Origin of the sequence: Limnospira fusiformis SAG 85.79, from assembly GCF_012516315.1 — a bacterium.
GTDB classification, from domain to species: domain Bacteria; phylum Cyanobacteriota; class Cyanobacteriia; order Cyanobacteriales; family Microcoleaceae; genus Limnospira; species Limnospira fusiformis.
The window spans coordinates 2,920,642-2,932,668 of the sequence record NZ_CP051185.1; the positions used below are offsets into that span (position 1 = coordinate 2,920,642).

The window sequence follows — 12,027 nt, forward strand, 5'->3', positions numbered from 1 at the left end:
AAGATTTATGTGGTAACTCGTCAATCTTCCTAGTGATTAAGTTATGTTATCATCGGTCAAATATTGAATTCCTGTCCAAATATTCCTCGTTAAAGAGACCAAATCAATATATCGTAACTATACACATGAACAAACCCACAAGATTGACTGGTGTTGATTTGTTTCGGGGTCTAGCAGCCTTTGGTGTCACAGTTTTGCACTCCCGTGGTGGTACCACTGGGGCTCCGGATCTGGTTTCTAGCTGGTTAATTATCTCAGCCAGTTTTGCTGTACCCTTTTTTTTAGCGACTTCATTTTATTTGAGTTTCAATCGTTTTTATAGTCGAGGAAAATTACTGAATCTTGGCGATCGCTTCCAGCGTTTAATTATTCCTTATGGCTTCTGGAGTTTAATTTATGTGCTCAGTAGAATTGTCAAAAGTTTAGTTTTAGGTAATCCCCAGGAAGCGATCGGGGTAATTGCCGACCCGATCGCCATTATTTTTATGGGAGCATCCGCAGTGCATCTTTACTTTGTCCCCTTACTATTTTTTGGTAGTTTATCAATCAAATTGATCGAATTTTTAGAAAATCAGAAAAATCAGCCTTCCCAGAAAAATAGGTTTTTAGTGTTGGGAGTCATCATCTCCCTAATACTTGACATGACCTTGAGATTTACCAACAATAGTTTTAGGCTCGGTGCTAATGTTGCGTTTTCCGGCTTAACCGAACAGATATCATGGCTGTCAAATGACCAAGTAATTTTGCGAATATTTTTCGTAATAATAGCTTGGATTATTCGCTGTTTACCCTACGTTTTTATAGCGGCAATAGTGGCTAAATATGACTATTATCAAAACATAATTTCCCGAAAAATTCCCCTAATTGCTGGCTGTAGTTTCCTCATATTTTGCGTGAGTACATTTGGATTTTTACCCATTAACTCCATGATACCGGGAGGTACAAGCATCACCGAAATTCTGCAAGGTTACAGTTCCCTAATCTTAGCGATCGCCCTATCATATTTAATGAAAGACAACCCCATAATTCAGAACCTAGGCGCTTGTTCATTTGGCATTTATTTAGCCCACCACTTATCAATAGAAATTTTTGAATTTATCGTGAAAAAAATATCTCCCGGCCTCCTGGAACCCATTTCAGCCACTACCATTCTCATAACCGCCATATTTGGATTTGTCACCAGTTGGGCGATCGTCAATTTATGCAGTCGTAATCAGATCACTTCTCGATTAGTTCTTTGAAACTTTTGCGCTCCTATAAACAGTGGCAGCCACCATAGTCCTGAAACTGCCCGCAGATACCGACCCCCAGAAAAATTGACCGGATTGAACTAATCTATTAGCTGACAAATGGCTATATGAGTTCAATTAACAACCATGGCTGCCACTGTGCTACATTTAACTTGTTCAAACCTTTACAAAACTTATGAAAGCTTTACGCAGATTGAAAAAGTATCGCATTATCTGGGAAGACAACTCTTGAAAGACAACGGCAGTAGCCCGCAAAGCACGAAGCATAATGTTTCGTGCGCCTACCCAATCACGGGGTAAAGATATAACTTTCGTTACAGCCGCTAAAACACCTTTCTTTCTAAGGTGGCAGCACTGACGGAGAATATTTCTCCCGGCTTCTTTGGGTGTAACATAATTTGGGCACTTTAACTCCTGTTATTGTGCTTGTTGCTATTATACAGGTTTTTGGTTTTTGTGTAAGTTTGAGTAAATTTTTTATTACTAGGAAGCACCTCACAATTAAATCATGGTTAGGGAAATCTCCTCAGCCCGGCCCGCAAAGCCAACCCACAGGTTGACGGGAAGACCAGCCAGACCCTCTTAGTTCCCAGAACTATGGTAGATATACATCCCATCCTTTGCTAGATTCATATACCGCGCTATAATTTGTTACGGAACTTAGCAAAACTTTTATATGAGTAAGCCATCTGTTCATTCTTTCTTTGTGGGCCGGGCCTTAGCAGAAGGACTCTATGAACAAATTGAAAACATCTTGTCCAATGGCCTGAGTGAATTAGGCAAATTTGATGCCGAACAACGGGAGAAACTCCGTGATTTTACCAATCAGGTCATCCAGAAGGCTGATTCTGAGGCGGAAAAACAGGGTATCAATCAAATGGCAGACAATAGTGGCTTTGGTTCCGAATCAGTTGATTTACAGGAAACTATCGACGACCTCCGGGCGGAAATTGCCCAAATGCGATCGGAACTACAGCGTTACCGTAACCAAGCCTAAGTGCAGACCACTGCCATACATCCTGTCATACATCCTTAATTAAACCCATTGATTAGCTGGAAACGCAATTTTGGAAACGCGAGTGTCTGTTCCCCTTGATGAGTCAAATCATCCCTACCGGAACCATGAAAATATCCCACCTAACCCAGTGGCTTCAGCCACTCCCAAACCCTATGGTCAAAAATCCTACCGTTGGAACCGTAAACATTATTCCCGTCAACGGCGATTTATTGACATTTGGACCTTTGTTCTCCTATGGCTAGGGTGGCTATGGAGAGATGGTAAACAATGGAGTTACATAGGTGGTTACACCGAAGAGAAAAAACTGGCCAGAAAGAGACAGCAGGCTATCTGGGTTAGGGAAAGCCTCCTAGACCTAGGACCAACCTTTATCAAATTAGGTCAACTGTTCTCCACCCGTGCAGACCTATTCCCCGGTGAATATGTCGAGGAACTTTCTAAACTACAGGATCGCGTCCCCGCTTTTCCCTATGAACAATGTCGGGAAATCATCGACCAAGATTTTGGTAAATCCGTTGAGCAACTATTTCGCAACTTTGACCCGGTTCCACTAGCCGCCGCCAGTTTGGGTCAAGTCCACAAGGCTCAACTCTACTCCGGTGCTGATGTGGTGGTCAAAGTCCAACGACCTGGACTTAAACAGCTATTTGAGGTCGATCTAGCTATTCTTAAAGGTATTGCTCGCTATTTCCAAAATCATCCTAAATGGGGTCGAGGTCGCGACTGGCTGGGAATTTATGACGAATGTTGCCGAATTCTCTGGGAGGAAATAGACTATCTTAATGAGGGCCGCAATGCGGATACCTTCCGGCGTAATTTCCGCCATTGTGATTGGGTTCAGGTTCCCCGGGTTTGCTGGCAATTTTCATCCCCACGGGTCTTGACTTTGGAGTATCTTCCGGGAATTAAAATTAGTAACTATGAAGCCTTGGAAGCATCGGGTTTGGACCGGAAACAACTGGCTCAAATGGGGGCTAAAGCCTATTTACAACAACTCCTTAATGATGGCTTTTTCCATGCTGACCCTCATCCGGGTAATATTGCCGTTAGTCCCCAGGGACAGCTAATCTTTTATGATTTCGGTATGATGGGGCGGATTACTTCTAATCTGCGGGAAAAGCTGATGGAAACACTATTTGGCATTGCTAATAAGGATGCCGATCGCGTCGTGAAATCCCTCATTGAAGTGGGCGCTTTGGCTCCTACCGGAGATATGAGCCCCGTGCGACGCTCCATCCAGTATATGCTAGATAATTTCATGGATCAACCCTTTGAGGAGCAATCCATTGCAGCTATTAGTGATGATCTCTATGAGATCGCCTATGACCAACCCTTCCGCTTCCCGGCTACATTTACTTTTGTGATGCGTGCCTTTTCTACCCTCGAAGGGGTCGGTAAAGGCTTAGACCCGGAATTTAATTTTATGGAGGTGGCACAACCTTTTGCCATACAGCTTATGTCTAATGGAAACGGCTCCCAAACTACCAATAGTATCATAAATGAAATCAGTCGTCAAGCGGTTCAGGTGAGTTCCACGGCTTTGGGTTTACCCAGTCGCATTGAACAAACCCTTGATAAATTGGAACAAGGAGATTTGCGAATGCGGGTGCGGGCGACGGAAACCGATCGCCTCCTGCGCCGGGTCAGTAACGTGCAAATGGGGACTAACTACGCTTTGTTGGTGGGGGCATTTACTTTATCGGCAACACTACTGTTTATTAGTGATAAAGTGTGGTTAGCTCTTGTGATTGCCTTTTTGGCTTTGCTCATGGCAGTTGTTTTGATACGGCTGATCAGACAAATCAATCGCTTTGATAGAATGCTGTAGGTATCAGATATCAGGGGTGGTGGAATGGGCGATGTGGCTTCCTGGGGATGACACCCAAGCCCCACCTCACCCATGGTATCCTGTCATCCGCAAATCGGCCATCACTTAAACAATGCGATCGCTGTGTCATAAGCCGTCCAACTCAACAATTAAACAGGTGGAGATGGCTAAAAAAGTGCTGGTAGGAAAGTACCTCTCAGCTAACTTGACCCGTTCACCAGGTAAACTTACACCTGGGTTATTGATGCCAAAAACTACCCGGAAATCTTATAATAACAATGTTATCCGCCAAAGGGGACTCAATATCTTAAAATTTTTCCAGCTCAAAAAAACTGATATTATCAAAGAAATTTTAGCTGGTGCCAAGCGTCCCGCCCAAGATGCTACTGCTGTTAACTCAACTTGCTGATATCCTATGCAACATAGAAATCACTCTCAGTTTCTTCCCGTCACTAATCGGAGTAACGATTTAGTGGTACTCTGCACGGAGGAAGATTTATGAAACGCTATTTCGCAGGTTTGACTGATACGGGAAAAGTCCGCACTGTCAACCAAGATGCCTATTACATCGACCAGGAAGGACGGTTTTTTATCGTGGCTGATGGTATGGGTGGTCATGCTGGCGGTCAAGAGGCTAGTCAAATTGCCACTAAAACTATCACAGAACATCTTAATGCTCATTGGGATTCTTCTGCTCCTTCCCCGGTATTACTCAAGGAAGCCTTTATAGCGGCTAACCGTGCTATCCTTGATGACCAAATCTCCCATCCTGAACGTTCTGATATGGGGACGACAGCAGTGGTGGCTTTGTTTCGTGACGGGGAGTCCTGGTGCGCTAATGTGGGAGACTCCCGCCTCTATCGCCTACGGGGACATACGTTAACTCAAATTTCGGAAGACCAAACTTGGGTGGCGCAAGCTGTTAAACGTAAGGCTATATCCCCTGATGATGCGCGGGTGCATCCCTGGCGGCACGTTTTGTCTCAGTGTTTGGGACGGGAAGATTTATCTCAAATTGATATTTTTCCCATGGAAATTCAAGCAGGCGATCGCCTATTATTATGCAGCGATGGCTTGACGGAGGAGTTACCAGATTCTGTCATTGCTAATCAGCTTAAATCCATTCGCGCCTGTGAGGCGGCGACTCAGGCTTTGGTTGATGCGGCTATTGATAGGGAAGGGAAAGATAATATCACCGTCATTGTGGTGATGATCAATCAGGACGATTAATTAGGCTTCCATGACTGTTGTTATTGGTCTGATCAGCGGTACTTCTGTCGATGGTATTGATGCAGTTTCAGTCCGTCTGAAAGGATCAACTACAGATCTACAGGTGCAATGTCTCGCTAAGGCTACTTATCCCTATCCCCCTCAACTGCGATCGCAAATTTTAGCCATCTGTGGCGGTGCATCCATTTCTGTGGCTGATTTGGCTGCTTTGGATGATGCGATCGCTCTCGAGTTTTCGAGGGCGGCTTTGAATATCCAACAACAATCACCACCCGCTGAATTAATTGGTTCCCACGGTCAAACCGTTTATCACCGACCACCCTACCCCGATGCTACCATCCCTTTGGGCTATAGTGTACAACTAGGGCGACCAGAGGCGATCGCTCATCAAACCGGTATCACTACCGTTGGTAATTTTCGCCTCGCTGATATCGCCGCCCAAGGAGAAGGCGCGCCCCTAGTTCCGGCTGTCGATGCCTACCTCCTCCGTCACCCTCACCTCTATCGCTGTATTCAAAATATCGGTGGTATTGGCAATGTTACCGTTTTACCTCCCGCAAATATACCCGAATCACATCCTGTGCGGGGATGGGATACTGGACCTGGTAATGCTTTAATCGATTTAGCCGTCGCATATCTATCTGATGGTCGTCAAAGTTATGATTTAGATGGCGCATGGTCCAGTCGTGGTACTCCCTGCACTCCATTAGTCCAAAAGCTGATGGCAGACCCCTTTTTTCAGACTCCGCCGCCTAAGTCCACCGGACGGGAATTGTTCGGAGTTGAATATCTCCAAAAATACTTACAACAAACTCAAGTCTATAATCTTTCCCCAGCCGATATCCTCGCCACCTTAACCGAAGTTACTGCTGTTTCCATTACCCACAGCTATCGCCATTTTTTGCCCCAATTACCAGATCAAGTCCTCCTATGTGGCGGCGGATGCCATAATCGCTATCTCCGAACTCGCCTAGAACAGCTTTTACACCCTATCCCTATTATGACCACCGCCGATGCCGGAGTTGATCCCGATTTTAAAGAAGCGATCGCTTTTGCTGTCCTCGCCTATTGGCGCACCCGGAGCATTCCTGGTAATTTACCTGAAGTTACAGGCGCTAGTCAGTCTGTGCTGTTAGGGAATATTTTTCACCCTCATCGCACCATTGGGCTATAATAACCCCAGTTGTGCAAAATGGCATCTGCTCAACAGTTTCCCGACCACTGAGTAACAAATTAGTGCTGTGGCTCACACTTTTTTAATGGAACCTGGTCAGTGGCTGGTGGAAGGAACCTGGCTAGATCGTAATCAAGCGCCTATCAGCGTTCGTGGTAAAACATTAGTTGCATGGCATCAGAGTGAGTGGTTCAGTCTGGTGACTAAGTTGGTGTTTCCACGAAGCGATCGTGATGACATCATTTTGCAGTATCGAGGACGACTCGACAACAACGAACGTCAGTACACCTTTTTAATGCAGCATAGCGCATTAGGTAAGGTCGAAGGGGAAGGCTTAATCAGTCCCTCCCTAATTGTCCAACGATTTTGGGTGCTTGGGGATGAACGACAGCGACGCAGTGGTTTGGAAAGTTTCCGCCGCTTTGACAACAATCGATATTATTATTCTAGTGGCATTATGGCTGGTCATCATCTCAATCTCTCCAGCATCATGGAAGCTACCTTAGAACGAAAAACTTAAATCGGTATTGTTTTCATCTATTAATTACCCGGTCGGTGGGGGCGGGTTTATTAATATTGTCGTCGATAATTCAGAATTGACAGCAGAACCCGCCCCTACAATTATAACTTAAATCGGTATTGTTTTCATCTATTAATTACCCGGTCGGTGACGGCGGGTTTATTAATATTGTCGTCGATAATTGAGAATTACCCGGTCGGTGGGGGCGGGTTTATTAATATTGTCGTCGATAATTCAGAATTGACAGCAGAACCCGCCCCTACAATTATAACTTAAATCGGTATTGTTTTCATCTATTAATTACCCGGTCGGTGACGGCGGGTTTATTAATATTGTCGTCGATAATTGAGAATTACCCGGTCGGTGGGGGCGGGTTTATTAATATTGTCGTCGATAATTCAGAATTACCCGGTCGGTGGGGGCGGGTTTATTAATATTGTCGTCGATAATTCAGAATTGACAGCAGAACGCGCCCCTACAATTATAACTTAAATCGGTATTGTTTTCATCTATTAATTACCCGGTCGGTGACGGCGGGTTTATTAATATTGTCGTCGATAATTGAGAATTACCCGGTCGGTGACGGCGGGTTTATTAATATTGTCGTCGATAATTGATAATTACCCGGTCGGTGGGGGCGGGTTTATTAATATTGTCGTCGATAATTCCGAATTGACAGCAGAACGCGCCCCTACAATTATAACTTAAATCGGTATTGTTTTCATCTATTAATTACCCGGTCGGTGACGGCGGGTTTATTAATATTGTCGTCGATAATTGAGAATTACACGGTCGGTGGGGGCGGGTTTATTAATATTGTCGTCGATAATTGAGAATTACCCGGTCGGTGGGGGCGGGTTTATTAATATTGTCGTCGATAATTCAGAATTGACAGCAGAACCCGCCCCTACAATTATTAATTATTAATTATTAATTATTAATTATTAATTATTAATTATCAATATCCCATTTTTCTGAAGATTCGGCGGCTTTTGGAGATAACGATCGCTCTAGATCATATAATCCAGTAGGTGGGGAAATCTTGGGTTTTTGAGGTGGGGGCTGTTTGTGACCCCGCCGCCGTTGGGAGGTCTGTTCTTCGCTGGTATTTTCAGTAATTACCTCATACAAAACCGCCCGTTTTCCGGTTTGGCTTCCCTTACGCAATACCCTTCCTAGACGTTGGATATATTCCCGCTCCGACCCAGTACCTGATAAAATAATTGCGATTTTGGCATCAGGAACATCAACCCCTTCATTCAGAACATGGGAAGCCACGAGGGTTCGATACTCTCCTTGGCGAAATTTATCCAGGATTTGATGACGTTCTTTCACAGGTGTTTGATGGGTGATAGCCGGGATTAAGAAATCTTGGGAAATTCGATAAACTGTAGTATTATCTACTGTAAAAATTAGGGTTCTTTCGGGATAATTTTTGCTGATAATGTCGGCTAATATCCTTAACTTTCCATCAGTACAAAGGGCGATTTCTTTAGCTTGACGATGGGCTAACATCGCCCGACGACCAGAAGCCGATCGCCCACTGACCATCACAAATTGTTTCCAACCGTCTAAACTACCTAGGCGGATATTTTGGTTTTTGAGAAAATCGTTTCTAACTTTAATTAACTCTTGATAGCGATCGCGTTCAGGTTCCGACAGTTTAACTTTAATCTGCACAATATCATGCTCTGCTAAAGCCACCCCCGCTAATTGTTCCGGTGTGCGATGATAAACCGTAGGACCGATTAAATGGTTTAAATCACTGTGACGACCGTCAGACCTATCTGGGGTCGCGGTTAGTCCTAGACGATAGGGGGCGATCGCATATTCTGCAATGACTCGATAGAAGTCTGTGGGGAGGTGGTGACATTCATCAAACACCAATAAACCATAGCGATTTCCCAGGGTTTCCGCCTGCAAGGTGGCTGAGTCGTATGTGGCGACCAAAATTGATGTTTTATCCCGTGAACCGCCCCCCAACAGCCCAATATCCGCCTCTGGGAAAGCAGCTACTAGGTGGGCATACCACTGGTGCATTAAATCTAGGGTCGGCACCACCACTAGGGTACTACAGGCGATCGCTTCTATAGCCAATTGCGCCAGGTAGGTTTTTCCCGAAGCTGTCGGTAATACCACAACTCCCCTATTCCCGCCATTTTCCCAGGCGCTTAAAGCCTCTTGTTGATGCACATAAGGCGACATTTCTAGGCGGGAAACTAACTTTAAGGGATGGAAGATTTTGGCTTCGTCAAGAAAATCTACTTTTTCCTCTTGTAAACACTTGATCAGAAAAGGGTAAGAAATCGCAGGTACACGAAACTTCTCTACCCGATCATCCCAAACTGCGTAATCAATCCACCCTCTACCTCTGGGGGGAGGATGCAGGGTTAATGTGCCGCGTTCAAAGGTTAATTTAGGTAGGCGAGGCATGAATTATATAGGAAGTAGCTGCTTTGGTTGATTACCATTAACCTGATTCGGGTTATCTTTGAATATCGCGAAATTCACGACCAAAGGGTAATAAAGCCATAGGGATGAGTTTAAAGTGTTGTTTCGCAAAAGGAATCCCAATGATGGTAATTGCCAAAATTAAACCATGCAATAAATGGGATAAGGCGATTTCCCAGCCAAAAAATATTACCCAAACCACGTTAAAAATCATGGTTAACAGATTAGATGAATCCGGGGAAACTACGCTTTCTTTACCAAAAGGGGTCATGGTAGCAAACCCTAGTTTAATGGCTTGGATACCAAAGGGAATGCCGATAATGGTTAAGCAAATAGTGATACCACCAATAATGTAACCTAATCCAGATAAAAAACCTCCGAAAATTAACCAGATGATGTTTCCTAACAAAGTCATAGTTTCAGATTCCTAATTTCCATTTTATTGCCATCCTCTCAGTTGACAGTGAACTAGAGACAGATCCCACATATAATCATTGAGTTTATACTGAGTAGCTGCTTGGGTGATAAAATAACGCGATCGCTCCTGATCACCCGCCGCCTCATAATATAATCCCACATAAAGATGGGCGTAAAATCTACCCTGTTGTCCTAACCAGGTTCCCCTATTGAGCACTTCATCCGGGCTACAATTTCCCTGATATAGGCTGTAAACTTGTCCCATGATTGTCCGAGAATCACCTGAGACAGGCAATAAAGATATTCTAGCTGATTCTACCCCCTGTAATTTGGCCTGACAAAGATATCGCCATACTGTCTCCTCAACATCCTGGGAATTCACAGTCAGATCAATCTCAAACTGATCCGCACCGGCTTGGAACTGTTCCCCATAATAATAGGATAAACCACGCTGCCACAGGTATGGTTTAATCCGGGGGTCTAAGGCTTCGGCTTGGTCGAAGTCCTTAATTGATTCGGCAATTTGACCCAGTTTGAAGTAAACCATCCCCCGGCGAATGTAAGCATCCGGATCACCAGAGCGATCGCTGATTACCTCGTGCCAATGCTTGAGTTGATTTTCCAGTAAAATTTGACGATTCATTCCTACCCTAAAGCACCACTTTTATGGTTAATCCCCTAAACAGATTCCCATACTCCGAGCTGTCTTCACTAGAATATCATTAGTATCAACACCCTTATACTGAGCGATCGCCTCCGCAATGGGTACACTTTCCACATGACGGTTACGCCAAGTTACCATCTGGTCAAACTTGCCATCTGCAATTAAGTCTACTGCTGCTACCCCAAAAGCTGATCCGATTAAACGTTCCACAGAAGAAGGAGTTCCCCCCCTTTGAATATGACCTAAAACTGTCACTCTCGTTTCTGCACCACTAGCCTCGGAAATGCGATCGGCTAAATAATGACCAATACCACCCAGCCTAGATTGACCTAATTGATTAGTGGTCATCACGGTTTCTCCCGCACCAGTCCTAACCGCCTCAGCTACAATCACCAGACAGTAGTTTTTCCCCTGATGCTGCAAATCCTCAATTTTTTGACAAATACTATCCAGACTGTAGGGAATTTCGGGAATCAGAATTACATCCGCACCCCCCGCAATTCCCGCATGGAGAGCAATATGTCCCGCATCCCTTCCCATAACCTCTAAAATCATTACCCGGCTATGGCTGGCGGCGGTGAAGTGCAATCTATCTAAGGCTTCGGTCGCGATATTCACAGCGGTATCAAATCCGATTGATAGATCGGTGCTACCTACATCATTATCTATGGTTTTCGGTACACCAACTAGGTTCAGATTTCCCTGAACTGCTAAACGCCTTAAAATTGCGAGACTGCCATCCCCACCAATGCCAATCAGCGCATCTAATCCTAATTCATGATAACCGTCAATGATTTCTTGGGAGCGATCTTGCACACTACCATCGGCCATCGGAAAAGCAAAGGGATCTCCTTTATTCGTTGTCCCTAGAATTGTCCCCCCTGCTGTCAGAATTGGATCTACTTTTTCTATGGTTAACGGTGTCGCTGATGGCGGACGCAGCATTAACCCGTGGGTGGCTTGGCGTATCCCCATTACTTCCCAGCCATAAGTCCCCTGGGCTCGATATACCGCCGCCCTAATTACTGCATTTAATCCAGCACAGTCACCACCGCTGGTCAGAATCCCGATGCGCTTAGGTTTTGCCATACTTCTGATTATTCTGATATAGCCTCAAAACAGTTTATCAGTTATTTGCTTTCCCAATTTGATTTTTTAATCAAGTTGCGATCGCCCCCGGCTCAGGGGTTGACAGGGCTGCGGAAATTGTTTACAATTACTATAGTAATGCTAAATAATGGAAATATTACTTTTTAACTGAAAAATGTCACTATTTCCATTATCTAAAAGTATAGCGTCAACCTCCCCGAAAGTCAACCCACCCCCCAAAAAAAGGTCGATTTTTTTAACCCTGAAAGTTTGATTTTTTAATCAAGTTGCGATCGCCCCCGGCTCAGGGGTTGACAGGGCTGCGGAAATTGTTTACAATTACTATAGTAATGCTAAATAATGGAAATATTACCTTTTAACCGAAA

The 12,027-nt window shown here is 44.5% G+C and carries 11 protein-coding genes; 7 read left to right on the top strand and 4 right to left on the bottom strand.

All coding sequences use genetic code 11. The features are described 5' to 3' along the window. Positions 1 to 125 precede the first annotated feature (125 nt). The 7 genes from HFV01_RS13750 to HFV01_RS13780 all read left to right on the top strand — a co-directional run bounded on the left by HFV01_RS13750 (position 126) and on the right by HFV01_RS13780 (position 7,020). A complete protein-coding gene (locus tag HFV01_RS13750) occupies positions 126 to 1,241 on the top strand; it encodes an acyltransferase family protein (RefSeq protein WP_006625765.1) in 1,116 nt (371 codons plus the stop codon). Between the two features lie 685 nt (positions 1,242 to 1,926). Beyond that, positions 1,927 to 2,247: a DUF6825 family protein gene (locus HFV01_RS13755; protein ID WP_006617515.1), complete on the top strand. Its 321-nt coding sequence runs from the start codon at positions 1,927 to 1,929 to the stop codon at positions 2,245 to 2,247. Between the two features lie 82 nt (positions 2,248 to 2,329). Then, on the top strand, positions 2,330 to 4,096 hold the full coding sequence (locus tag HFV01_RS13760) for an ABC1 kinase family protein (protein ID WP_190490313.1): 1,767 nt from the start codon (positions 2,330 to 2,332) through the stop codon (positions 4,094 to 4,096). Positions 4,097 to 4,208: 112 nt separating this feature from the next. Then, positions 4,209 to 4,505, top strand: a complete 297-nt coding sequence (locus HFV01_RS13765; protein WP_008050683.1) for a hypothetical protein — start codon at positions 4,209 to 4,211, stop codon at positions 4,503 to 4,505. Between the two features lie 89 nt (positions 4,506 to 4,594). Next, entirely contained in the window at positions 4,595 to 5,326 is a 732-nt protein-coding gene (locus HFV01_RS13770; protein ID WP_006625769.1) for a PP2C family protein-serine/threonine phosphatase, read from the top strand. A gap of 10 nt (positions 5,327 to 5,336) precedes the next feature. Next, positions 5,337 to 6,500, top strand: a complete 1,164-nt coding sequence (locus tag HFV01_RS13775) for an anhydro-N-acetylmuramic acid kinase (RefSeq protein WP_006625770.1) — start codon at positions 5,337 to 5,339, stop codon at positions 6,498 to 6,500. 67 nt (positions 6,501 to 6,567) lie between these two features. Then, positions 6,568 to 7,020, top strand: coding sequence for a hypothetical protein (locus tag HFV01_RS13780; RefSeq protein WP_006625771.1), 453 nt, complete (start codon positions 6,568 to 6,570; stop codon positions 7,018 to 7,020). Positions 7,021 to 7,971: 951 nt separating this feature from the next. Here HFV01_RS13780 and HFV01_RS13785 read toward each other — a convergent pair. Genes HFV01_RS13785 through HFV01_RS13800 form a run of 4 tightly spaced genes read right to left on the bottom strand, consistent with a single transcriptional unit; the run spans position 7,972 to position 11,641 of the window. Continuing rightward, positions 7,972 to 9,453, bottom strand: coding sequence for a DEAD/DEAH box helicase (locus HFV01_RS13785; protein WP_046319774.1), 1,482 nt, complete (start codon positions 9,451 to 9,453; stop codon positions 7,972 to 7,974). Between the two features lie 52 nt (positions 9,454 to 9,505). Continuing rightward, positions 9,506 to 9,886 carry a YccF domain-containing protein gene (locus HFV01_RS13790; RefSeq protein WP_006625774.1) on the bottom strand — a complete coding sequence of 127 codons (381 nt, stop codon included), beginning with the start codon at positions 9,884 to 9,886 and terminating at the stop codon, positions 9,506 to 9,508. A 24-nt stretch (positions 9,887 to 9,910) separates the two neighbouring features. Further along, entirely contained in the window at positions 9,911 to 10,531 is a 621-nt protein-coding gene (locus HFV01_RS13795) for a tetratricopeptide repeat protein (RefSeq protein WP_006625775.1), read from the bottom strand. 27 nt (positions 10,532 to 10,558) lie between these two features. Beyond that, positions 10,559 to 11,641 carry an ATP-dependent 6-phosphofructokinase gene (locus tag HFV01_RS13800; protein ID WP_006625776.1) on the bottom strand — a complete coding sequence of 361 codons (1,083 nt, stop codon included), beginning with the start codon at positions 11,639 to 11,641 and terminating at the stop codon, positions 10,559 to 10,561. Between the last annotated feature and the right edge of the window lie 386 nt (positions 11,642 to 12,027).

Coding starts and splice junctions, on each gene's coding strand:
- HFV01_RS13765 (WP_008050683.1), top strand. CDS start 4,209: ATGCGATCGCTGTGTCATAAGCCGTCCAACTCAACAATTAAACAGGTG.
- HFV01_RS13790 (WP_006625774.1), bottom strand. CDS start 9,886: ATGACTTTGTTAGGAAACATCATCTGGTTAATTTTCGGAGGTTTTTTA.
- HFV01_RS13775 (WP_006625770.1), top strand. CDS start 5,337: ATGACTGTTGTTATTGGTCTGATCAGCGGTACTTCTGTCGATGGTATT.
- HFV01_RS13800 (WP_006625776.1), bottom strand. CDS start 11,641: ATGGCAAAACCTAAGCGCATCGGGATTCTGACCAGCGGTGGTGACTGT.
- HFV01_RS13795 (WP_006625775.1), bottom strand. CDS start 10,531: ATGAATCGTCAAATTTTACTGGAAAATCAACTCAAGCATTGGCACGAG.
- HFV01_RS13750 (WP_006625765.1), top strand. CDS start 126: ATGAACAAACCCACAAGATTGACTGGTGTTGATTTGTTTCGGGGTCTA.
- HFV01_RS13755 (WP_006617515.1), top strand. CDS start 1,927: ATGAGTAAGCCATCTGTTCATTCTTTCTTTGTGGGCCGGGCCTTAGCA.
- HFV01_RS13770 (WP_006625769.1), top strand. CDS start 4,595: ATGAAACGCTATTTCGCAGGTTTGACTGATACGGGAAAAGTCCGCACT.
- HFV01_RS13785 (WP_046319774.1), bottom strand. CDS start 9,453: ATGCCTCGCCTACCTAAATTAACCTTTGAACGCGGCACATTAACCCTG.